The organism is Pedobacter sp. 05T44, from assembly GCF_056395985.1.
This window is the reverse complement of the sequence record NZ_JBFTKO010000002.1, coordinates 1-22,747: the sequence shown is the minus strand read 5'-3', so window position 1 is coordinate 22,747 and position 22,747 is coordinate 1. Positions and strand designations below refer to the sequence as shown.

General features: G+C 38.7%; 19 protein-coding genes. 11 read left to right on the top strand and 8 right to left on the bottom strand.

Translation table 11 applies throughout. The features are described 5' to 3' along the window. The first annotated feature begins 70 nt into the window (after nucleotides 1–70). Both AC1DDK_RS04885 and AC1DDK_RS04880 read left to right on the top strand, forming a co-directional pair. Nucleotides 71–1,030, top strand: coding sequence for a hypothetical protein (locus tag AC1DDK_RS04885; RefSeq protein ID WP_172659896.1), 960 nt, complete (start codon nucleotides 71–73; stop codon nucleotides 1,028–1,030). Between the two features lie 53 nt (nucleotides 1,031–1,083). Beyond that, nucleotides 1,084–2,568: an OmpP1/FadL family transporter gene (locus AC1DDK_RS04880; protein WP_337716617.1), complete on the top strand. Its 1,485-nt coding sequence runs from the start codon at nucleotides 1,084–1,086 to the stop codon at nucleotides 2,566–2,568. Between the two features lie 224 nt (nucleotides 2,569–2,792). Here the strand turns inward: AC1DDK_RS04880 and AC1DDK_RS04875 are convergent, their stop codons facing one another. Next, entirely contained in the window at nucleotides 2,793–4,628 is a 1,836-nt protein-coding gene (locus AC1DDK_RS04875; RefSeq protein ID WP_337716615.1) for a UbiD family decarboxylase, read from the bottom strand. A 184-nt stretch (nucleotides 4,629–4,812) separates the two neighbouring features. Beyond that, nucleotides 4,813–5,292 carry a Dps family protein gene (locus AC1DDK_RS04870; protein WP_172659893.1) on the bottom strand — a complete coding sequence of 160 codons (480 nt, stop codon included), beginning with the start codon at nucleotides 5,290–5,292 and terminating at the stop codon, nucleotides 4,813–4,815. 182 nt (nucleotides 5,293–5,474) lie between these two features. Here AC1DDK_RS04870 and AC1DDK_RS04865 point away from each other — a divergent pair, with 182 nt between their 5' ends. Together AC1DDK_RS04865 and AC1DDK_RS04860 are read left to right on the top strand one after the other, a co-directional pair. Then, nucleotides 5,475–6,707, top strand: a complete 1,233-nt coding sequence (locus AC1DDK_RS04865; RefSeq protein WP_337716613.1) for a LysM peptidoglycan-binding domain-containing protein — start codon at nucleotides 5,475–5,477, stop codon at nucleotides 6,705–6,707. Further along, nucleotides 6,697–7,350, top strand: coding sequence for a uridine kinase family protein (locus tag AC1DDK_RS04860; protein ID WP_288879059.1), 654 nt, complete (start codon nucleotides 6,697–6,699; stop codon nucleotides 7,348–7,350). The genes AC1DDK_RS04865 and AC1DDK_RS04860 overlap by 11 nt, the downstream gene beginning before the upstream one ends. A 16-nt stretch (nucleotides 7,351–7,366) precedes the next feature. Here the strand turns inward: AC1DDK_RS04860 and AC1DDK_RS04855 are convergent, their stop codons facing one another. The 5 genes from AC1DDK_RS04855 to AC1DDK_RS04835 are packed head-to-tail and all read right to left on the bottom strand — an operon-like array spanning nucleotide 7,367 to nucleotide 12,930. Further along, nucleotides 7,367–8,026, bottom strand: coding sequence for a 3-oxoacid CoA-transferase subunit B (locus AC1DDK_RS04855; RefSeq protein WP_337716611.1), 660 nt, complete (start codon nucleotides 8,024–8,026; stop codon nucleotides 7,367–7,369). 17 nt (nucleotides 8,027–8,043) lie between these two features. After that, entirely contained in the window at nucleotides 8,044–8,745 is a 702-nt protein-coding gene (locus AC1DDK_RS04850; protein ID WP_068889605.1) for a CoA transferase subunit A, read from the bottom strand. A 49-nt stretch (nucleotides 8,746–8,794) separates the two neighbouring features. Next, nucleotides 8,795–9,883, bottom strand: coding sequence for a PQQ-dependent sugar dehydrogenase (locus AC1DDK_RS04845; RefSeq protein ID WP_337716609.1), 1,089 nt, complete (start codon nucleotides 9,881–9,883; stop codon nucleotides 8,795–8,797). 46 nt (nucleotides 9,884–9,929) lie between these two features. Then, nucleotides 9,930–12,302, bottom strand: a complete 2,373-nt coding sequence (locus AC1DDK_RS04840; RefSeq protein ID WP_172659888.1) for an endonuclease MutS2 — start codon at nucleotides 12,300–12,302, stop codon at nucleotides 9,930–9,932. Between the two features lie 13 nt (nucleotides 12,303–12,315). Next, complete coding sequence (locus AC1DDK_RS04835; protein WP_337716607.1) at nucleotides 12,316–12,930, bottom strand: DUF4296 domain-containing protein; 615 nt, start codon at nucleotides 12,928–12,930, stop codon at nucleotides 12,316–12,318. A gap of 72 nt (nucleotides 12,931–13,002) precedes the next feature. On the opposite strand from AC1DDK_RS04835, the gene AC1DDK_RS04830 reads away from it, so the two are divergent. From AC1DDK_RS04830 to AC1DDK_RS04805, 6 genes are all read left to right on the top strand, one after another. After that, nucleotides 13,003–13,692 carry a YggS family pyridoxal phosphate-dependent enzyme gene (locus AC1DDK_RS04830; RefSeq protein ID WP_172659886.1) on the top strand — a complete coding sequence of 230 codons (690 nt, stop codon included), beginning with the start codon at nucleotides 13,003–13,005 and terminating at the stop codon, nucleotides 13,690–13,692. Beyond that, on the top strand, nucleotides 13,689–14,153 hold the full coding sequence (locus tag AC1DDK_RS04825; protein ID WP_337716605.1) for a GNAT family N-acetyltransferase: 465 nt from the start codon (nucleotides 13,689–13,691) through the stop codon (nucleotides 14,151–14,153). Before AC1DDK_RS04830 ends, AC1DDK_RS04825 begins: the two co-directional genes overlap by 4 nt. 1 nt (nucleotide 14,154) lies before the next feature. Continuing rightward, on the top strand, nucleotides 14,155–14,964 hold the full coding sequence (locus AC1DDK_RS04820; protein ID WP_288879052.1) for a DUF3298 and DUF4163 domain-containing protein: 810 nt from the start codon (nucleotides 14,155–14,157) through the stop codon (nucleotides 14,962–14,964). Then, nucleotides 14,964–16,241, top strand: coding sequence for an aspartate kinase (locus AC1DDK_RS04815; RefSeq protein WP_337716604.1), 1,278 nt, complete (start codon nucleotides 14,964–14,966; stop codon nucleotides 16,239–16,241). Before AC1DDK_RS04820 ends, AC1DDK_RS04815 begins: the two co-directional genes overlap by 1 nt. Further along, nucleotides 16,234–17,418 carry a class I SAM-dependent methyltransferase gene (locus AC1DDK_RS04810; RefSeq protein WP_288879050.1) on the top strand — a complete coding sequence of 395 codons (1,185 nt, stop codon included), beginning with the start codon at nucleotides 16,234–16,236 and terminating at the stop codon, nucleotides 17,416–17,418. The genes AC1DDK_RS04815 and AC1DDK_RS04810 overlap by 8 nt, the downstream gene beginning before the upstream one ends. A gap of 99 nt (nucleotides 17,419–17,517) precedes the next feature. Then, nucleotides 17,518–18,546 (top strand): tetratricopeptide repeat protein, encoded by a 1,029-nt coding sequence (locus AC1DDK_RS04805; protein ID WP_172659881.1) that lies wholly within the window; start codon nucleotides 17,518–17,520, stop codon nucleotides 18,544–18,546. 196 nt (nucleotides 18,547–18,742) lie between these two features. Here the strand turns inward: AC1DDK_RS04805 and AC1DDK_RS04800 are convergent, their stop codons facing one another. Further along, complete coding sequence (locus AC1DDK_RS04800; RefSeq protein ID WP_337716602.1) at nucleotides 18,743–19,408, bottom strand: NAD-dependent epimerase/dehydratase family protein; 666 nt, start codon at nucleotides 19,406–19,408, stop codon at nucleotides 18,743–18,745. Between the two features lie 189 nt (nucleotides 19,409–19,597). Here AC1DDK_RS04800 and AC1DDK_RS04795 point away from each other — a divergent pair, with 189 nt between their 5' ends. After that, nucleotides 19,598–22,591: a DUF2723 domain-containing protein gene (locus AC1DDK_RS04795; protein ID WP_337716600.1), complete on the top strand. Its 2,994-nt coding sequence runs from the start codon at nucleotides 19,598–19,600 to the stop codon at nucleotides 22,589–22,591. Nucleotides 22,592–22,747 lie beyond the last annotated feature (156 nt).

The following is a 22,747-nucleotide window of genomic DNA, read 5'->3' as shown; positions in this document are numbered from 1 at the left end:
TAATGTAGGCTACAAATTTATAAATTTATACCTACAAAAAAATTGCAACACACAAACAACACATATAGTTATGAAACCTAACCATTTATTCACAGGAATGCTCGTCTTAGCAGCCATAGCTGTTACGTCTTGCTCTGCGCCAAGGCTTGCGCAGCAAAGTGCCAATACTGATGATGACGTTTATAGCAGTACGGTGAAGGCAAAGGTTTATACCCCCGCTCCTCAACAAGTACAGCAACCTCGATACGACGATCAGCAATATGCTGATGAACAATATGATGAGAGTGATTATTACGGAACAAGTGATTACTATTACGATCAGGATTACTCATCTCGTATAAACAGATTTTATTACTCAAGTCCTTTCAGAACTTACTACGATCCATATTATTATTCTGGGTGGTATTCTTCTGGTTCATTGGACTTTGGATATAGTCCATTCTACAACAGCTACTGGAATTCTCCTTATGGAGGCTGGGGATTTGCAAGTTCTCCTTTCTGGGGTTACAACAACTTTGGCTGGAATAACTACTACTACGGCGGTGGCTATTACGGAGGAGGCCTTTGGGGCGGTGGTTTATGGGGTGGCGGACTGTGGGGCGGTGGCTATTACACCGGCAGAACTACCAATGTACCTGATTACAGGGCCAGACCATCTGTGGGTAGAGAAAATGGAGTTGGCGTGAATCGCAGATATGCAAGACCGGCAACCAGAGTAGATGCTGATGGAAATATCATTCCTAACAGAGCCAGACCTTCAAGAACTAATGCTGATGGAACAGTTTCAACAAGACCGGGCAGAGTACCGTCTGATGGCCAATCTACCAGACCTTCTCGTGGCGAAGCAACAAGACCTACGCGTACTGAAACTGTAAGACCTACAAGAGAAAGTGCTCCGGCCCGTCAGCCAGAAAGCAGACCTAGCTACAGCCCTCCTGCAAGAGAAAGCAGTGGTGGTGGAAGAAGCAGCAGTGGTAGCAGCGGCGGCGGTGGTGGCGGTGGCAGATCATCAAGATCAGGAAGAGGATAACTTAAAGTGCCCTGCATCACGCAGGGTGCACTTAAAATCTATTATTAAGATACATGAAAAAACTGATACTATCTCTGGTGGCTACAGTAGCCATCTCAGGAACAACATACGCCCAGATTTACTCGCCTGATGCTTTAAAATTCTCTCAAACCAATTATGGTAGCACCTCCAGATTTAAAAGTATGGGTGGAGCGCAAATTGGAGTTGGCGGAGACATGAGTTCAATTGGCGGTAACCCGGCAGGACTTGGAATGTTCACTAAATCTGAATTCAGTGTAACTCCTGAATTCAATAATTTCTCTGGAAATGCAAACTTTCTGAACCAAAACACAAAATCCACAAAAGACAACGTAAACCTTAACCATATTGGTCTGGTACTTTTTAGCCCCGCTATTAGAATGAAAGGGCAAGACACCCAACGCGGGGTGGTAAGTACTGTGTTCGGAATTGCCTACAACAGAAACAATGATTTTACCGCTAATTTCAATTACGGTGGATCAAACCCAAGTAATTCAATCGTAGATTATTTTGGTGATCTGGCAAATTCAAACGGCTTAACAAATGGCTCTGTACAAAAAGACGCTTATGATGGGTACCTTTTAGATTACGATGGGGTAAAAGACGAATATTTTGCGTCTACAAATGTACCTAACACACAAAAGAAAAGTGAAATAAGATCAGGTTCAACATCTGAACTTACCGCATCGGGAGCTATTAACATTTCTAACCAGGTGTATATAGGAGCAAGTGTCTCATTGGTAAATGTTCGTTACATCAACGACAGTGAGTTTACTGAATCAGGAACAATGGTTGACAACTCAAAGTACAACCTATCTTACAGACAAAATCAGGAATCAAAAGGATCAGGATACAATGCCCGTTTAGGGATAATTGTTAGACCGGTTGAAAACTTTAGAATTGGAGCAACCTTACAATCTCCTTCATGGATGCTTATTGAAGACAATACCTCAATAGTTTTAGACTCCAAAATTGTTGGTGGTGCTAACGCAGGAAGCCTTAATGGCACTGTACAAAACTATCCATTCAATTACCGTGTTAGGACACCTTTAAAAGGATCTTTGGGCGCTAGTTATGTAATTGCAGGTAAAGCTTTGATCTCTGCCGATGTGGATTATGTTGATTACAGTACGATTCGTTTCTCAACTGATCAGGGGCTAGATCCGGCAACAATTGTAGACGAAAACAATTCAGTAAGAGACAATTATAAACAAGCCGTTAACTTTAGACTTGGAGCAGAATATAAAATAGATAATGCATTTAGCTTAAGGGGTGGTTACGGTGTTAATGGAAGCGCAATACAAGGTGATGATAATGGGCATTTCGCCACTCAGTTTTATTCTGGTGGACTTGGCTATCGAATTAACAACTATTATGTTGATGTTGCTTACCAACGTACAGAAACAAACACAGAGCTGTCTCCTTATTTACTTGGAACAAACGACAACCCTTTAGAACCTGTTGCTGATATTAAAACGTCAAGAAACAATGTATTTTTAACCTTTGGATTGAGGTTTTAAAAGTTATTATGATAGTCATTCTTCTCGTCATCTCGACGATAGGAGAGCTCTCTTGATCGAGAAGTAGCCGCAAATTCGCATAATCAAGAGGTCTCTCCTATCGTCGAGATGACGAAAATGCGCTATAAAATAAACGACTTTGCAACGATTCTGAACGACTATTCTCTATTAAAACTCAGTTTTTACCCTCTATACTATCGTATATCAATCTTTTTTTTATTAAACTAGATCACTCCAAATAACGAGGCCCCGTTCTCACCTAGTCTATTTACTTTTTCTTCTATTTCGGGTACTTTCAATAACTCAGGCGCGTGGTGCGGTTTTTTACGTGCATCAATTATCACAGGCCCATTACAGCCCCAGTGTTTATCATCAATAAACTCCGAAATACCATGAATATCAGTTGCCGGATTGCTACGCGTAAAGGTTACCCATACCAAATTGTTTATATTCTGAGCAGTAAATTCAGCATCATCACAAAGCACAATTAGCGGTATACCACTTAAATCTTTACCTTTTACAGCTTCCTCTAATAGAGCTACCTCATCTTTTGCCGCTCTGGCGCTAGTATAAGCCGGAAGCTGCAAAGCCATTACACCTGGAATAGCAAGCTTAACAGAACAGAAATCAGCAGGCATTACAAAACCTTCGGGAGGTTCGGTCGCAAGCACTCTCTTTTTCTCTCCTGCCGCAGCAAACACTACTTTAGAACCACTGTTTAACCCCTCTCCACTGTAATCTAAAGTATCAATAGTTGTTTTGGTATGAAAATGCAGATCCCTTGTAAGATCAATACGTTCCAATACATGTTGTATAAAACCAGAAAGATCATGAGTATCTAACTGTTCATTATCTTCTCTGGCAGCAATAAATAAGTACTTAGCTAAGCTTAACTGATTCTTACCAAGAATATGGTTTGCAATAGTTAAAATTTCCTGAGGCCTTCTTTCCTTAAGATATGGTGTATAACGCTCACTTCCAATGGCAAATAATAAAGGGTGTACCCCTGCTGCATCAACAGCATTTACTTCTTTTAATCCATGTATTTCTTTTGGCAAGGCCGATCCTGCAATCTCATGAATCAATGCACCAAAACTGGTATCTTCCTGAGGAGGCCTACCTACTACGGTAAACGACCATATTGCATCGTTCCGGTGATAAACATTATGCACCTTCATTAATGGAAAAGGATGGGTAAGGCTATAGTAACCCAAATGATCCCCAAACGGTCCTTCTGGCTTGTTCTCTTGCGGATAAACAGTACCTGTTATTACGAAATCAGCATCTGCAGAAATGCAGAATCCCTCATCATCATAAAAGTACCTGAACCTTCTGTTACCTAAGGCTCCTGCAAAAGTCATTTCCGAAAGGCCTTCGGGCAAAGGCATTACCGCAGCCAAAGGATGAGAAGGTGGACCACCAACAAAAATACTCACCTTTAAAGGCAGTCCTTTTGCATTGGCTTTAGATTGATGAACACCTATACCCCTATGTATTTGATAATGTAATCCTATTTCTTTGTTGGTTTCGTAATCATTGCCCGCCAACTGTATTCTATACATACCCAGATTTGCATTTAACACGCCCGGTTTATCGATATCTTCTGTATAAACCTGGGGCATGGTAATAAAAGGGCCTCCATCCATTGGCCAGTTCACAATCTGAGGTAATTCGCTGATGGTAGTTTTGCTAAAATTAGCTTTAAACAGGCTTTGCTTTAAGGGAAGTGCTGTTAATGCAGTAAAAGCGATACCTGGTAATTTAAAAGGATTTTTTAGTGCTTTAACAGGGTCAGATCTAAGGTTTACCAGTTGTTCAACTTTAGGCAGGCTATCGCGAAACATGAATTTGGAACGTTCTAATGTTCCAAACAAATTGGAAACAGCAGGAAATTTACTTCCCTTAACCTTCTCAAAGTACAATGCCGGTCCTTGCTGCTCATACACCCTTAGATGTATTGCAGCCATTTCAAGGTAAGGATCAACTTCTTCTTTTATCCTGATTAAATGCCCATGCTTTTCAAGATCGGCAACACAGTCTGCTAAACTTTTATATCCCATTACATGCCAAAGATATTAAAGAACTTGATATTTAAAGGCAACTTGATATCCAAAGATATAGTTATGCTATGATACAAATCGTCATCTCGACAACAGGAGAGATCTCTTGAAAACGCACAGTAGCTGTGAAGCAAACGGGCATAACCAAGGGATCTCTCCTGTTGTCGAGATGACGAGATGGGGATTATTTCTTGCCTGCAAATGAACGAAGCATCCAGGTATTTTTTTCTTTGAACTGCATAAACCTGTTTACCATATCGTTAGATCCGTCATCGCCGGCTTTATCGGTTGCTTCAAGGAGTTCGCGTTCTATTTCGATTAGTTTAGCCATATCGTCCAGAACGGCATCCACCATATCCAAATCCTTTAAGCCTATGGTATCAATTTCTTTTATCGCAGATTCTTTAATATAGTCAGCGAAACGACTATGAGGTGGTTTCCCAAGTGTCAAAACACGTTCAGCAATCTCATCAATTGTAAGTTGCGCATTGGTATATAACTCCTCAAATTTTATGTGCAGTGTAAAAAAATTCTGGCCCTTAATGTTCCAGTGGCATCCTCTTAATTTCTGATAATGAACGTGGTAGTTTGCTAAATAATCGTTAAGCATATCTACAACGGGTTTTACTTTCTTTTCATTTAAACTGATTTCTTTTGCGTCCATAGTATTTATTTTTTTATTTTGTCGCCCTTAACAGGAATTGAAAATATAACAATACCTAATTAAAATGGTTTGAAAAATGTTCTTAAACATACAATAGTAAATCATAAGCAACGTTTATAGTATCAATTCAGGGGTTATTTTTATTATTCGTATAATTGCGAAATTACTTTATCAGAAAATTAATGTATAAATATTATATAGTATCATTCTTTGCCGTACTTCTTAGTTTTTCAGCTGCTAAAGCAAACACCAGGGATTCAATTGGGGTTGAAAATTACAATGGTAAAAAATTGATCATCCATAAGATTGTCGCAAAAGACACCTATTACTCATTAGGAAGAAGATATAACGTTGTTCCTAAGTATATTATGACTTTTAATGACAACAAGTACCTTCAAATTGGTGTAATCATTAAAGTACCTACTGACATCCCATTTAACGGAAATCCGACTGCTACTGCAAGCACTAAAGAAACCGCAACGCCCGCAGTTACTGACACGCCTACCGAGGGCAATCTTATAGAACATGCCGTTCAGAAAAAAGAAAACCTTAATATGCTTGCCGAAAAATACGGCACTACTGTAAACGAAATCAAAAGGGTTAATAATCTTCGTTCAATAAACTTACAAATTGGTCAGATACTAAAAATCCCTGCTACAAAATCTCCGGATGGAACACCATTGGCAACTGTAGATCCTGAAAAGATCAACACACCACCGGTTGAAAATACACAAAAGGATCCTGTGGCCGTTGTGGTAAAAAAAGACAGCATAAAGCCTCAACTGCCAATCCAAAAACCTGCAGCAGTTAAGCCAGATACTTCAAAGCCCGCCACTTCAAAACCAGATTCTACGAAGCCAGATTCGGCAAAACAAGATAACGGGCCGTTATTGATTCATACAGTTGCATCAAACGAAACGATGTATTCTATCGCAACACGATACAAGTTAACAATGGATCAGTTAAAGGCTAAAAATAACCTGACAGACAATTCATTAACTGTTGGTCAGAAATTATGGATCAGGGGTCAATACCCTGTTACTCCGCAAGAGCCTGAACACCCTCTTGACACCCTAAATTCCATCAAAGATCCATCATTAAAATATGCGGCAAGCAGGTATGGCTTAAACCAGATCGACGAAAAAGGTACCGCCGTATGGATTTCTGATACTGATCTCGATCCTACTAAAATGTTGGTTTTACACCGCACAGCTCCAATTGGTACCGTAATGAAAATTACCAACCCAATGAGCAACAGATCAACCTTTGCAAAAGTTGTTGGTAAATTTTCTGAAAATGAGTCTACAAAAGATGTTATAATTGTAATGACTAAAGCAGTTGCTGATGCACTGGGAGCTTTAGACAAAAGATTTTATTGCAATTTAACATACGGCGGACAAGAGAATGAACAATAATAAGCCCTTTATTATCGGTATTGCGGGTGGTAGTGGATCCGGTAAAACCTTCTTTTTGAATTGTTTCCTACATCATTTTAAAAATGATGAGGTAACATTAGTTTCACAGGATGATTATTACATCCCGGCGGGTGAAATGACTCAGGAAGAGAATAAATTATACAACTTTGATCTGCCATCAACCATAGATGATCAGCAGTTTCTGCTTGATATTAAGAAACTCTTAAAAGGAGAAGTTGTTTATAAGAAAGAATACAATTTCAATAATCCATTAGCAATAACCAAAATACTGGAAATTAATCCTGCTCCTATTATCATTGTTGAGGGGCTTTTTATCCTCCATTTTAAAGAAATTGCTGCCCTTCTGGATCACAGGATTTTTGTTGAGGCAGAAGAATCTGTGGCATTAGACCGCAGAATTAAACGCGATGGTATGGAACGCGGATACCCTGAAGAAGATGTGGTTTACAAATGGCACAATCATGTGGTTCCTGCTTACAAAGAGTTCTTATTGCCTTACAAAGGCGAATGTGATCAGGTTATTATAAACAATCATGACACACCTGATGACATCATCAAAATAACCGAAGAGATCTCGGTAGATCTGAAGGTAAAATATTGCAAGCATAAACAGGCCGAATAAGCCTGTTTATGTTAAATTAATCCAATATCATTTCGGGCGCGTTCTCATCAGCGAACAGTTTACCAGCAGTGGCCTGTTTGATGTAATCAACACTCACTCCCGGAGCCCTTTCTACTAATCTAAATCCACCTTCAGGTAATATATCTAATACGGCCAATTCTGTTACCACTTTTCTTATGCAGTTTACTCCTGTAAGCGGTAAAGAACATTTTGGTAATAGCTTACTTTCACCGGCTTTATTTACGTGCTGCATGGCAACAATAATATTCTTTGCAGAAGCAACAAGATCCATTGCCCCTCCCATCCCTTTCACCATTTTACCTGGTATTTTCCAATTGGCTATATCACCATTTTCTGATACCTCCATGGCTCCTAATATCGTCAGGTCAATTTTCTGGCTTCTGATCATTCCAAAACTCATTGCCGAATCAAATATGGAAGATCCGGGTAAGGTAGTAATAGTTTGTTTACCGGCATTAATTAAATCGGCATCCTCTTCTCCTTCAAAGGGAAAAGGCCCCATACCCAACAAACCATTTTCAGATTGAAGCACCACATTAATTCCTTGGGGGATAAAATTAGCCACCAACGTAGGGATGCCAATTCCTAAATTCACATAGTAACCGTCTTTTATTTCTTTTGCGATACGTTTCGCAATACCATTCTTATCGAGCATATCAATATATTATAGAATTAATTTCTTGGTCTAACCGTACGTTGTTCTATTCTTTTCTCGTAGTTAGCCCCCTGAAAAATACGGTGTACATAAACGCCGGGAGTATGAATATGATCCGGATCGAGCACTCCGGGTTCCACAAGTTCTTCCACCTCAGCAATCGTAATTTTTCCGGCCATAGCCATTACGGGGTTAAAATTGCGACTGGTAGATCTAAAGATCAGGTTTCCTGCAGTATCACCTTTCCAGGCTTTTACTAAGGCAAAATCAGCATCAAAAGCATACTCCATCAGGTAATCTTTTCCGTTAAAATTTCTGGTCTCCTTACCTTCGGCAACCTCGGTACCTACACCTGCAGGAGTAAAAATGGCCGGCATGCCATATCCCGCTGCCATGCATCTTGTAGCCAAAGTGCCTTGAGGAATCAATTCTACTTCCAACTCACCACTTAACAACTGACGCTCAAATTCGGCGTTTTCCCCTACATACGACGAGATCATCTTTTTAACCTGATGCTGCTGCAACATCAAGCCAATACCAAAATCATCCACACCGGCATTGTTTGATATACAGGTTAATTCTTTAACCCCTTTTCTTACCAGAGCGGCAATACAATTTTCGGGTATTCCACACAAACCAAAGCCTCCAAGCATTAAAGTACTACCGTTTTTTATGTCACTGATGGCTTCATCAGCACCTGCTACGACTTTGTTTATCATACTAAAAGTTTTGTTACTAAATTATATTATAAATTGTGTTAGAACCAAACTATTTCGCTATTTCTATAATTTTATCATCATTGCCGTTGCTACTTCCAATATACACCTTACCATCCGGACTCATGCAAATGGCCCTTAGCCTCCCGTAATCATTTACAAGATAATCTTTACTGGTCTCAACCTTATCACCGTCTGCATCGAGTTTTAGCTGAGTTAATTTAGAGGCCTTTAAGCTAACCAGCAGTAAAGAGTTTTTCCACTCAGGGATAAGATCGCCACTGTAATAAGTTAAGCCGCTGGTGGCTATCGTAGGTGTCCATGCTTGAATTGGCTCTACCACATTATGGGCTGTGCAAAATGTTTTTTCAGCATCTTTGTTGCAATAACCCTCAACATTTGGCCAGCCATAATTTCGTCCTTTTTTAATGATGTTAACCTCGTCATCGTTATTAGGACCATGCTCTGATTCGTATAACTTTCCATTAGCCAGCCCCAAACCTTGCGGGTTTCTATGCCCCAAGCTCCATACGCGGCTACCCGCAACTGGGTTATCGGCAGGAATTGACCCGTCAAGATTTACCCTGAGTATTTTGCCCGACAAAGAATTCATGTTTTGTGCATTATCAGCCTCACTTGCATCACCGGTAGTAATCAGGAGTTTTTTATCTGCTGTAATGAGCAGCCTGGAGCCATTATGGATAGATGCTGCCGGAATCTGATCAAGAATAACCAGAGGCGAATTCAGGGTGCCGTTTGAGTAAGTAAACCGAACTACTTTCCCTTTATAATTTGAGCCGTAATCATAAACTACATATACCCATGGATTGGCTTCAAAGTCGGGATTTAGGGTCATACCCAGCAAACCACCTTCACCTTTTGATACCACCTCGGCAATAGTATGAAGCGCCGTTACAGCACCTGTTTCCGGATTTACTCTGCTAATTTTCCCTGAACGTTCGGTAATCCACAATTGCTTATCAGGCCCATAAACAACCTCCCATACATGTGAAAGTCCTGTGGCTAAAACTTTGGTTTTAATAGCAACATCACCAGGATTCTGCGAGTCTCCGGATTTGTTTTTCTTACAAGAAGAAACGCTCATAAAGAGCGCGAACAAACTTACGATTAATACCTTCATAGGATGTCTTTTTCTCATACAACATCCTAAATGTAAATAAGTTTATCTAATTGAAATAAACATAAGTGATGCCATCGCCACCTCTATCTGCATGCTCATCTTCTACCCTGTTTACCTGGCTATATTTCTTTAAATATTCACGAATCAGCTTCCTTAAAATGCCATCACCTTTTCCGTGGATGATCTTTATAAAAGGAAAGCCAAGCATGATCGATTTATCAAGATATTTTTCCACTTCATGCAAGGCATTTTCGCCACGCATACCACGCAGGTCAAGCTCAGCAGTGAAACTCGATATCGCTTCAGAAATACTGCCTGTAAATGAGTTATTCTGAACTGCTTTTTTAGCCTGTTTGTTGCTGATTTTCTGAACACGGTTTTTCTTCAGTACAGAACGAAGGTCGCCCAATGCAACTACCAGGTTATCACGGTTTATCTCAAGAACCTGCCCCATAGTTTCGCTATTGTTTAGCTGTACCCAGTCGCCCACTTCAATAGGCGTATTACTAATCACTGGTACTTCAGGCTTTTTCTCTTCCTTTACATGATTCTGCACCAATACCTTTTGCAGGTTTTGTCTCAATTCTTTGGTTACTACCTTATCTGCCTTGCTTTCTTTAATCTCTGCTATGGTATTCTCAACGAGTTTATTGGCATTTCTAATAATCGCCTGAGCTTCGAGCTTAGCTTCTTTGATCAGTACTTTCTTGTTCTCATCCAGAAACAGTTTAAGCTTCTCGTTTTCTGCGACAAGGTTTTTCACCTTATTCTGTTGATTGGAAAGATTAACTTTTGTATCGTAGATCTGTTTCTTTTCACGTTCCAGATCGACAAGCAAACTATCTATCCTGTTTTGATTGGTACCGGTTTTAGCCCTGGCAAGTTCCAACACCTCTTTTTGCAAACCAATGTTTTGTGCAATCTCAAAAGCATAAGAACTTCCCGGTTTACCAATTTCCAATACGTACATTGGTTTCATCTTGTCGTTATCAAACAACATGGAAGCATTTTCTAAGCCTGGGGTATTACCAGCAAAAAGCTTTAGGTTAGAGTAGTGGGTGGTAATTACCCCTCTCACTTTTTTATTGTTCAACACTTCCAAAACAGCCTCTGCCATAGGCCCGCCAAACTGAGGATCTGTGCCCGTTCCAAACTCATCAATTAAAACAAGCGATTTAGGCGTAGCATGGGCAACAAAATACCTCATTTTAGTAAGGTGAGCACTGTAAGTACTCAAATCACTTTCTATCGACTGGTCATCGCCGATATCGGCAAATATCTGATCAAATATACCTACCTCACTAGATTCATGAACTGGAATCAATAAACCTGATTGTACCATTAACTGTAATAGACCTACAGTTTTCATACAAACAGATTTACCTCCGGCATTGGGCCCTGATACGAGCACAATCCTCATGTTCTCATTAATATGAAAATTTAAAGGAACAACGGTTTTCTTATCCTCTTTAAAGGAAAGGTACAGTAAAGGGTGGCGTGCATTAACCAACTTAGTCTTGGCTTCCTTTATTAGAACCGGCATATCGGCCTCAACATCTATAGCGAACAGCGCTTTTGCACGGACAAAATCTAACTTAGTAAGGAAACCATGGTACGACAATAATAATGGTGTATATGGCCTCAGATCATTTGTGAGCGCTATTAAGATCTTTATAATCTCCCTGCGCTTGTCAAATTCCAGATCCCTAAGCTTATTGTTTAATGAAAATACCTCTTCTGGCTCTATGTATACCGTTTGTCCGCTAGCCGATTCATCATGAATAAAACCTTTCAGTTTCCTTTTATTTTCGGCAAGTACCGGTATACACATTCTGCCATCACGTATGGTTAAGCTACCATCGGCAACCCAATTATTACTAATTGCCTGCTTATAAATAGAGTCCATTCTCTTCCTTACGTCCTGCTCTGCTTTTGCGATCTCTCCAATTATATTTTGAAGTGCAACAGAAGCGTTTGGCTTTATCTTTCCTTTCGGATCCAGTACAGATTCTATGCGTTTAAGTATATTCTTTTCGACAGGCAGGTGCTCAAACAGCGCCTCCAGATTAGGGTATACTTCTTTTCTTTCATCAAAAAACCTCAGTACAGAAAATACAGTTTGTAAAGAGGCGTACATTTGGTGCAGCTCATCCTCTACAAGATAAGTGCCCTCCACTCTGATCTTATCGGCCAGAGATTTTATGTCGAAAAATGTACTGATTTGCAGCGGTTCCTGGTTCTCGAGGATACTTTTAAACTCATTTGTTTGTCTCAAAAACTTATTGATCTGATCAAACTTGGTCATCACCTGCATTTTGCCCACCATTTGCTGCCCCATAGGGCTCAGACAGTGTGCGTAAATAAGTTGTTTTACCTCATTAAACCCCAAACGCTCTAAACAATTCTCCGGATATAACATTCCTATTTCTATCTTATTTTTTATTAATAGTCTTCTTTAATAATTCTCTGGCCTTTATAGAGTCTGCCCTCTTTTTCCTGGCAGCCTTCCTTAAAACAGCTTTTGCTTTTTTGGTTGAATCCACTTTTTTAATAGAATCAGCCTTTTTAACTGCAATAACTTTCTTTAACGAGTCGGCCTTAAATTTAGCTCGTTGTGGTGCAGTAACTTTTTTCAAAGAATCTGCACGCTTCACAGAGTCGGCCTTAAACTTAGCTTTAACAATTTTAGCTGCCTTGGCTTGCACCAATGAATCTGCCTTTACCAAAACGTTCTTTTGCTTGGTTAATCCCTTGGTTACCTTATCATAGATGCCATCTAATACTTTCGGATGCTGACTATAGTAAGCCATACTTTTACCGTAAAGGGCCGAATCTATCTCGTATCTTTTATAAATGCCATTATAATAAGCCGCAGCGATAGTTCTTGACGTATCGATGTTAGGTATGGTAGTGATGTAAGCATCCACAATATGAATGTCGTGCAATACCAGGGCCATTTTATCAGGCTGAATAATATCGGAAGGAATACCTGGCTTACAGCCTGCAACGAATAAAAAAAGGAAGGCTGTGTATATAAAGTTCTTCATTATGGGCTAAAACATCATTATTTCTTAGACAAAGTTCGCTAAGGTTCTTATTTTTACCAAAAATACTGATAAATGAGTATAGCAGATAACTTATTAGAATATAAAAGCGAATTAGATAAGACACAGGTTGAGTTAATAGCCGTATCTAAATACCAGGAGCCCGCCGCAATTATGGAAGCCTACAATGCCGGGCAACGCGTTTTTGGCGAAAACATAGTTCAGGAACTGGTTGACAAACAAGCACAATTACCTACAGATATTGAGTGGCATCTTATTGGTCATCTGCAAACCAACAAGGTAAAATACATTGCCCCTTTTGTAAAACTGATCCACTCGGTTGATAGCCTGAAGCTATTAATTGAAATAAATAAACAAGCCGTAAAAAATAAGCGGGTAATAGACTGTTTACTTCAAATTTATATTGCCGATGAAGACACCAAATTTGGTCTTGGTTTTGATGAGGCTATTGAACTGCTTAGGTCTGAAGAATTTGCTACACTTAAAAACGTACGTATTGTAGGTTTAATGGGAATTGCAAGTAACAACGCCACAGAAAAACAGACTCTTGATGAGTTCATTGAGTTAAAAGTTCTTTTTGACGGTATTAAAGTTAGCTTTTTTAGAAAAGATGACTACTTTAAGGAAGTATCTATGGGTATGTCTGGCGATTACAAACTTGCAATTGAAGCAGGTAGCACAATGGTAAGAGTTGGCAGCAGTATTTTTGGTAAAAGGAAGATTAAACATTACAAAACAGAATGAGCATTACAATAAGAGTTGCTGAGCGAGAAGATTGTCCGAGATTATTGGAATTAATTAATGAACTGGCTCTTTATGAAAAAGCGCCGGAGGAAGTAACCGTAACCATAGAAGAATTTATGGATGCCGGTTTTGGCGAAAACAAAGTATGGAAAGCTTTTGTTGCTGAGGATAACAATAAAATTATTGGCTTTGCCTTATACTATACCCGCTACTCGACCTGGAAAGGCTGCCGCTTATACCTTGAAGATTTCATTGTAACTGAAGAATACAGGGGGAAAGGCGCAGGTAAGCTCCTTTTTGAAACGGTTATACAGGAAGCAAAAGATAAAAACTACAATGGCATGGTTTGGCAGGTGCTGGACTGGAATGAGCCGGCAATTAATTTTTACAAAAAGTACGCTGCTGATATAGAAGCAGGATGGTTAAATGCATCCTTTTCGAAGGAACAAATTTCGAAGTAATATGAAGAAATTAGGATTATTTATTATCGCCATAGGTTTTATAGCTTGTCAGAGTGAGAATAAAACAAGCAATACTACCGACACTACAAGTGTTGTAACTACAGGAGACTCATTAACTTTTAAATACGATTCAGTAAAAGTTTACAGCAAAACCCCAGTATCTGTTGATAAAAATGTAACTGATACTTCTAAGGCAGTTATTTCGTATCCTTTATTTAATGATGAAAAAGTAAACCAGTTTGTTGAAACCAAAATAAAACTGACAGCAGATTCTGGCAAAAACTACAAAACATATAATGAATATGCTACCGATTTTATAAAAGGTTATGACGACTTTAGAAAATCTGAAAAGGATTACCCGCAAACCTGGTTCTTAGACATCAATGCTAAGGTTGTGAAACAAAAGCCAGGCTACTTGTCGCTGCTAAACACTTATGTAAATTATTCAGGCGGTGCACACCCTAACAGTGTATTTATCTACCTGAACTACAATCCGGCCACACATCAGGAAATCCTTTTAGATTCTTTAATTCAACCAGGTTCCCTGCCAAAACTTACTGCTGTGGCCGAAAAGATATTCAGAAAAAATGAAAAGCTTAGTCCTACTGCTAGCTTAAAAGATGGCTATTTCTTTGATAAGGATACGTTCAAACTGAATGACAACTTTACCATTACGGATCAAGGTTTAATGTTTCTTTATAATCCTTACGAAATCAAGGCTTATGCATATGGAAAAACAGAACTGGTTATTCCTTTTAGTGAGCTTAAAGAAATTGCTAAACCAAATTCATTACTTAGTCCCGCAAATTAATGGAAGTATACAAATTTGGAGGTGCATCAGTTAAAGATGCCGAAGGGGTAAGAAATCTGGCCAATATCATTAAAGAACGAAATCAAAAAAACAACCTGTTAATCGTTATTTCGGCAATGGGTAAGGTTACCAATAAGCTTGAGGATTTAACAAAAGCTTATTTAACGGGTCTTGAGGATACACATCAGATATTTGAAGAGGTAAAACAATTCCATTTCAACATCATTAGTGAGTTATTTCCAGACCACAGTAACCCGGTGTATAACGACGTGGCAAACTCATTCGTAGAGATAGATTGGTTAATAGAGGAAAAACCAGACGACGCAGCTGATTACATTTACGATCAAATCGTTTCAATCGGGGAAATCGTCTCGACCAAAATAGCTGCTGCTTACTTAAACGAAACAGGTTGTAATGTGCAATGGGTTGATGCCCGTAACTTTATCCATACAGATAACAATTACCGGGAGGCACAGGTAAACTGGGAAAAAACAGAGCAGGAAATACAGAAAAAACTGGCTCCTGTTTTAGAACAATATATTGCAGTAACCCAGGGATTTATTGGCAGCACAAGCGAAAACTTTACCACAACTCTTGGTAGAGATGGTTCTGACTATTCGGCCGCAATATTTGCTTCTTGCCTAAATGCAACTTCGTTAACCATCTGGAAAGATGTGCCCGGAGTTTTAAACGCCGATCCTAAATGGTTTGATGAAACGGAAAGAATTCCGCGTTTATCTTATCATGATGCAATTGAACTGGCCTATTATGGTGCAACTATTATTCACCCTAAAACAATAAAGCCGATTCAAAACAAGAACATCCCTTTATTTGTTCGTTCTTTTCTTGATCATAAGGCCGAAGGCACAGACATTACGGGAGAAAACAATCATCTTCCGGTTCCATCCTTTATATTTAAAGTAAACCAGGCGCTGATCTCTATTTTCCCTAAAGATTTCTCTTTCATCATAGAAGAAAACCTAAGTGATATTTTTAGTTTGTTCCATAAACACAAGGTAAAAATTACAACCATGCTGAATTCTGCAATCAGTTTTTCGGTAAGTTTTGATCATGATCCTAAAAAACTGGAAGCGCTGATAGCAGATCTTTCGCTGCACTATAAAGTTAAGTATAACACTGGCCTGGAATTGGTTACCATAAGATACTACAACCAGCAAACCATAGATAGGGTAACTGTTAACAAAAACATCCTACTGGAAGTTAAAAGCAGGTATACCTGTCAAATTGTAATGAGGGACAAGACAACAGTTGAATAGACATGTTTTAGATAGCGAGGTTCAGGAGTACGTTAACAATCATTTAAATGATGATGTACACAAACTCGCTATGTCTAAAAGTCCGTTTAAGGATGTTGATTCTAAAGCGCTTGCTAACCAGATTGCGGCAAAAAACAAATCGGTAAAAAAATTGCCTACCTGGTATAAAACGGATTCCATTTATTACCCTGCCCTACTTTCCATTGAGCAATGTTCATCGGAAACCACAGCAACATACAAATCAGCGTTAGCTATTGGCGACAGCTTAATAGATCTTACTGGAGGCTTTGGGGTAGATAGTTATTACTTTGCAAAAACCGTTAAAAGCTTAACACATTGCGAAATCAATGTGGATCTTTCTGAAATAGCTGCTCATAATGCAGTAATGTTGGGACAACTAAATATTAAATGCCTGGCTGTGGATGGTATTGCGCTACTGGAAAAAACCGATGAAATCTTTGATACGATTTACCTGGATCCTGCAAGAAGAAGTTCGGCAGGCAAAGTTTTTATGTTAAAAGACTGCACTCCGAATGTGGTTGAGCATCTGGAATTACTACTTTCCAAATCAAAACGCATCATTATTAAAACAGCACCGTTATTAGACATTACGGCTGGTTTAAAGGAGCTAAGCAATGTTTCTGAAGTTCATATTATAAGTGTAAAAAATGAGTGCAAAGAACTGTTATGGATTATTGACAGCGACAGATCTGCGCAGCAACCAAAAATAACAGCAGTTACCCTAAACGAATCTCAAAAGGAATTCTCCTTTTTTAAAGGTGAAGAAGAAACAGAGGTTGAATTGCTAAACGAAACTCCTTCTGGCTATCTGTATGAACCAGATACAGCACTGCTTAAAAGCGGAGCCTTTAACCTGATAGCTGCAAGGTTTCGGTTAAAAAAGCTACATCATCAAACACAGTTGTATGTTTCAGATCATTTGGATTCCTCCTTTCCAGGCAGAATTTTTAAGATCAACAGTCTCTTATCTTCCAGTGATCTTAAAAAAGAAAAGTCGCCGAGGGGAAATGTTATTGCCAGAAACTATCGGGATAAGGCGGAAAACCTGGTAAGGAAATACAAAATAAAGCCTGATCACAACAAGTTCTTTGTTTTTACACAAGGTGCTAATCATGATTATCTAATAATAGATGCCGAAATAATGCAGCACTATTAAATTTTAGGTTTAGTTATTTCAATAATTCGTTCTAAAAAAATGATCGATTTAATTTAGCTTTATGCTAACGAAATAATCATAACCAAATTTTTCCTGATCATGAACCAATTAACGCTCATTCTCTTATCTCTATTTATTTCAACTGCGGTTTTATCTCAGGATAAAAGCAAGATTAACGGCCTAATCTCTGAAGGGGTTAAACTCCATGACGCCGGTAAATTTGAAGAAGCTATCTTAAAATATAAAGAAGCATTACAATTAGATCCGGATAATTCTACCGCGAATTATGAAATTGCCTATACACTATTTAGCAATAAATCGGCTAAAGATGCCATCCCGTATCTGAATAAAATAATTGAAGAGAATCCGTCTAATTCAGGCAGTGCATACGACATGTTAGGAAGTATTTATGATACACAGGGGCAGAAAGATAAAGCCATTGAATATTATAAACGCGGCATAAAAGCGCAGCCAGAATATCAGGGCCTATATTATAATCTTGCCATAACCTATAGTAGCCTCGACAAAAATGAGGAGGCATTACAAAATGTAACCAAAGCTTTGCAGCTAAATCCAAAACACGCAAGTAGCCATCGCTTATACGCATTAATAAACATGGCCGAACCAAGTAAAAAAATTGCTGCACTTCTTAGCTACTGTAATTTCCTGATACTGGAAGCTACCACTCAACGCTCGACTAAAGCTTTTCAGGATGTTAAATCAATTCTCAATTCAGGGATTACCAAAACAACCGGAGTAAACAACATTACGATCAATCGTAATCCCAACGAAAAGGATCCCGACGTAGGTGCAGCAAGCCTGGCCATATCAATGGCTTCGCTGTCGCCAGGATTGGCTGGTTTGTCGGAAGCAGATCAACTAGAACTACAGCTTAAAACAATTTTTGGTATTACCGGGGAACTTTCTGAAAAGAAAAAAGAAAAGGATTTTTTCTGGTCTTTTTACGCTGATTATTTTTACAAACTATCTAAATCAGAATTTATGCCATTAATCGCGCGCATTATTAGCTTTACTTCCAATCAGGAAGAAAAGAGAAAATGGATAAAAGAACATGAACAGCTTTTAACGGATTATTCAGTTTGGGAATCTGCAACTCCGCGCAATTGATACCTTCAATAGCCTAATCAAAAAGAAAGCCCCGGAATACTTATATTCCGGGACCTCATCACCCTCACCCATCACCTTTAATTGTGGTAGATACTCCCTTAAAAAAGAATATTAACTATTCATTTTTAAGCATTTACGTAGTTAGGCGATAAATGGTTGCCGCCATGATGCGGAATTACTTTGAGATGACGAAAGCCTATTCAGCGGCTAATATTTTAATATCTTTTATCTCCAGTATTGATTTAGAATATCCTTTAAGAACACTATTAATCATAGCTTGTCCAACCTCTTTTAAAGTGCTTACCTGGCCTGGTATTAGCAAGCGGAGCAAAGGATATAATGATGCTATAACCTGATAAAGCCCTTTAACATTTACCTGACCTGGGGTAGGCTTCATGAAACCCGGACGAAAATTATATACATTTTTAAATGGCAACTTCATTAAAGCATTCTCAGTTTTACCTTTTACACGTGCCCACATCACTCTTCCTTTTCCGGAACTATCCGTGTGACTACCGGATATATGGCTGAAAACCATCCCAGCATTAAGAAGAACAAGTTTATTTGCCAGGTGCATCGTAGTGTCATAAGTAATGTAACTATATTCCGCTTCCTTCATCCCATTTGAACTTATGCCTGCGCAATAAAAACATGCATCATAACCAGTTAACTGATCTTGTATGCCATCAATATTGAAAAAATCTGGCACAATGCATTCTTTTAATTTGGGATGCTTCTGACCGCGATAAGGTTTACGTCCAATTGCAAGTACTTCTTTTACCTTCGGATGCGACAGGCATTCTAATAATACGCCTTCGCCTACCATACCGGTAGCTCCTGTAATGATCACTTTAATTTCCATTTATTCAGTTACTAATTTTAGTGCCCATACAAAGCTTAGGCCGGCTTGCATAAAATTACAATTCCAAACTAAAGCACAAGCATTCTTTGCGAACAATTTTAACATTCTTTAACATACTTTAACATTCCCAAATCCGCTAACTTTCAATGTTTTAGTTATTTTTACTATTAAGAAAATTACCCTCAAACTATGAACCACTATCAAAAAATTAACAATCTTGTAGGATTTCTGCTTTTTCTGATTGCAGGAGTGGTCTACTGGCTAACCATGGAACCAACCGTAAGCTTTTGGGATTGCGGAGAATTCATTTCCGCAGCCGATAAATTACAAGTAGGTCACCAGCCTGGCGCCCCTTTATTCCTGATGATAGGAAAGCTATTTTCTTTGTTAGCTGCAGGTGACGTAACAAAAATTGCTTACTGGATGAACTTCAGCTCAGTAATTTTTAGTGCCGCCACAGTTATGTTTCTTTATTGGACCATCACCCTGATTGCCAGTAAGCTATACAAACAGGAAAAAACTACCGCGGATGTGCTAACCGTTGTTGCTACAGGTGTAGTTGGTGCTTTGGCATTTACCTTTTCAGATACATTTTGGTTTTCGGCAGTTGAGGCCGAGGTATATTCACTTTCTATATTATTTACAGCCCTTGTATTTTGGGCAATTTTGAAATGGGAAAGTAAAACAGACGACCGCTGGCTGGTACTAATTGCATTTGTAATTGGATTATCTATTGGGGTCCATTTATTAAGTTTGTTGGCCATTCCAGCTGTAGTACTCGTTTATTATTTCAAAAAAACAACAAAGCCAACCACCTTTGGTATCATTAAAGCAATAGGTGTTGCAGGGCTTATATGGGTAATAGTTCAGTTCGTTATTATCCAATATTTTGTATTGCTTGCAGCAAGGTTCGATTTGTTCTTCGTAAACACACTGGGCTTTGGATTTGGATACGGCGCCATAACATTTATACTGCTTTTGGCGGCCAGTATTACCTACGCCATCTACTACTCAATTAAGCATAAAAAGTACAATCTTAACCTCAGCATGATCTGCCTAACATTTGTATTGTTTGGCTTTAGCTCTTACTTTTTAATCATTATAAGAGCAGATGCGAAGCCAAGCTTAAACCTTTCGAATCCTGATAATGCTTTTGCTTTATATGGTTATTTAGGACGTACAAATTACGGTCAAACGCCCCTTTTATACGGACAAACTTTTGATGCCAAACAAATTGACGGCAAAGAAACTTATACCAAATACAGAAAAGGAAAAGATAAATATGAGGTTTCAGGAAGAGGTATAGATGTGGAATATGACAAGAATTTATTGTTTCCAAGAACATATAGTGACAAACCAGATCACATAAACTTTTACAAGCAGTGGTTAAATCTTGCTGACGGAGAAACCCCTTCTTTTGCCCAAAATTTAAAGTTCTTTGCATCATACCAGGTAGGTTTTATGTACTGGCGCTACTTTTTCTGGAATTTTGTTGGTCGACAAAATGACAATCAGGGTCAGGGAGGCTATAGCGAAGGGAACTGGATAACCGGAATTAAATCGCTGGATGCTATACGATTGGGAAGCCAAACCAACCTGCCACCAAGTATTGTTGACAATGAAGGATTTAACAAATTTTACGGTTTACCCTTAATATTAGGTATTGCGGGTTTATTCTTTTTATACCGTAGAAACAGAAATGACACCCTGGTAATTACAACACTTTTCTTATTTACTGGTCTGGCTATTATTGTTTATTTAAATCAAGATCCCAGACAAGTAAGAGAAAGGGATTATGCTTATGTAGGTTCCTTTTATGCCTTCGCTATCTTTATTGGCTTCGGGGTATTTGCTATCAGGGAGTGGTTATCGCGCTTTAATGCGCCTAAATTGAGCCTTATGGTGGCTTCGTTGGTTGGCTTATTGGCCGCACCTGTAATTATGGGTGTTCAGGGTTGGGGCGACCATAACCGTTCTGGCAAAGCAACTGCCTTAGAGTGGGCAAAAAACTATCTTAACTCTTGTGCTCCGAACGCCATATTGTTTGTGACCGCGGATAACGATACGTTCCCTTTGTGGTATGCACAAGAGGTTGAGGGTATTCGTACCGACATACGGGTTGTAAATATTCAATATCTTTCTGATGATGCATATATCAATCAAATGAAATTGAAGCTGAATAAATCCGCAGCTCTGCCTATTACTATGCCAACAGAGAAGTATGTAAATGGTGTTAGAGATTATATTCGTTATTATGATTACGATTTAAAAGACAGTGTGGAGCTAAAAGATCTTTTAGCAGTATTGACTTCAGATAATAAGGAGGATAAACTTCCACTATCGGATGGAAGTTACGTGAATTTCTTGCCTAGCCAAAACTTCAAATTAACGGTAGACTCAGATCAATTGGTAAAAACGCATACCATTTCAGCTAAAGACAAAGACAAGGTTACACCTTTGATGGAGTGGAAATACAATAAAGATATCATGTACAAATATGATCTGGCTTTACTGGATATCATTGCAAACAACAATTGGGAAAGGCCAATATATTTTGAATCAAATGTATCTGAAGATACTTATGCAGGTTTAGGCAAATACCTATATCTTGAAGGATATGCGCTGCGTTTATTGCCTTTCAAAACTGATCCTAAGGATACACGCGATAAAATGGAGAAAACCAATAGCGATCCGATGTACGATAACCTAATGAATAAATTTGATTTTAAAAGCTTTAAAACTGCAAAATACATTGATCCGGAAAGCAGAAGAGTTGCCCAAAGTTCATGGAGTGTTTCGAACTCGCTTACTACAAACCTTTTCATGGAAGGAAAAACAGATAAGGCACGCAACATTTTAGTTAAAAGCGTTAAAGAGATTCCTCTTAAAAATTATTCAGTTGACGATACCATAAACAGGTATCAGACCATCCAAAATATGTATGCCTTAAATGAAACTAAGGCCGCTAATGAATTGACAAATGAAACATTTGAATTTTTAAATAAAGAGCTGACTTATATTGCTTCTTTAGAACCGAAACGGTTTAACGCTTACGGAAGAGATATTCAGGTAGGCATGTATGTTTTAAGCAACCTGCACAGAATGGCTGTGGGTTACAAGCAAACTGAGCTTAGTGATAAGATCGCCAAAAAGTTTGAAGAACTGCAAGCTAAGTTTAGTTAATTCGCTTCGTCCTTTAGATTTGACCAGTGGTCTAGAACCTAAAAAACAATTGTTATTAAGTGTTACGCTTAATTCCTCAGCTATACAGAATTTTGTAGGAATAATGCCTAACCACGGCAGCGGCGAATTATCAAGTCGTCAAGGTTTTTATGCCTA

Bases quoted from the DNA above. Each gene is read 5' to 3' on its own strand.
- AC1DDK_RS04845 (WP_337716609.1), bottom strand. From the start codon at position 9,883: ATGAAGGTATTAATCGTAAGTTTGTTCGCGCTCTTTATGAGCGTTTCT.
- AC1DDK_RS04875 (WP_337716615.1), bottom strand. From the start codon at position 4,628: ATGGGATATAAAAGTTTAGCAGACTGTGTTGCCGATCTTGAAAAGCAT.
- AC1DDK_RS04805 (WP_172659881.1), top strand. From the start codon at position 17,518: ATGAACCAATTAACGCTCATTCTCTTATCTCTATTTATTTCAACTGCG.
- AC1DDK_RS04835 (WP_337716607.1), bottom strand. From the start codon at position 12,930: ATGAAGAACTTTATATACACAGCCTTCCTTTTTTTATTCGTTGCAGGC.
- AC1DDK_RS04840 (WP_172659888.1), bottom strand. From the start codon at position 12,302: ATGTTATATCCGGAGAATTGTTTAGAGCGTTTGGGGTTTAATGAGGTA.
- AC1DDK_RS04825 (WP_337716605.1), top strand. From the start codon at position 13,689: ATGAGCATTACAATAAGAGTTGCTGAGCGAGAAGATTGTCCGAGATTA.
- AC1DDK_RS04865 (WP_337716613.1), top strand. From the start codon at position 5,475: ATGTATAAATATTATATAGTATCATTCTTTGCCGTACTTCTTAGTTTT.
- AC1DDK_RS04860 (WP_288879059.1), top strand. From the start codon at position 6,697: ATGAACAATAATAAGCCCTTTATTATCGGTATTGCGGGTGGTAGTGGA.
- AC1DDK_RS04830 (WP_172659886.1), top strand. From the start codon at position 13,003: ATGAGTATAGCAGATAACTTATTAGAATATAAAAGCGAATTAGATAAG.
- AC1DDK_RS04880 (WP_337716617.1), top strand. From the start codon at position 1,084: ATGAAAAAACTGATACTATCTCTGGTGGCTACAGTAGCCATCTCAGGA.
- AC1DDK_RS04855 (WP_337716611.1), bottom strand. From the start codon at position 8,026: ATGCTCGATAAGAATGGTATTGCGAAACGTATCGCAAAAGAAATAAAA.
- AC1DDK_RS04885 (WP_172659896.1), top strand. From the start codon at position 71: ATGAAACCTAACCATTTATTCACAGGAATGCTCGTCTTAGCAGCCATA.
- AC1DDK_RS04820 (WP_288879052.1), top strand. From the start codon at position 14,155: ATGAAGAAATTAGGATTATTTATTATCGCCATAGGTTTTATAGCTTGT.
- AC1DDK_RS04870 (WP_172659893.1), bottom strand. From the start codon at position 5,292: ATGGACGCAAAAGAAATCAGTTTAAATGAAAAGAAAGTAAAACCCGTT.
- AC1DDK_RS04850 (WP_068889605.1), bottom strand. From the start codon at position 8,745: ATGATAAACAAAGTCGTAGCAGGTGCTGATGAAGCCATCAGTGACATA.
- AC1DDK_RS04795 (WP_337716600.1), top strand. From the start codon at position 19,598: ATGAACCACTATCAAAAAATTAACAATCTTGTAGGATTTCTGCTTTTT.
- AC1DDK_RS04800 (WP_337716602.1), bottom strand. From the start codon at position 19,408: ATGGAAATTAAAGTGATCATTACAGGAGCTACCGGTATGGTAGGCGAA.
- AC1DDK_RS04815 (WP_337716604.1), top strand. From the start codon at position 14,964: ATGGAAGTATACAAATTTGGAGGTGCATCAGTTAAAGATGCCGAAGGG.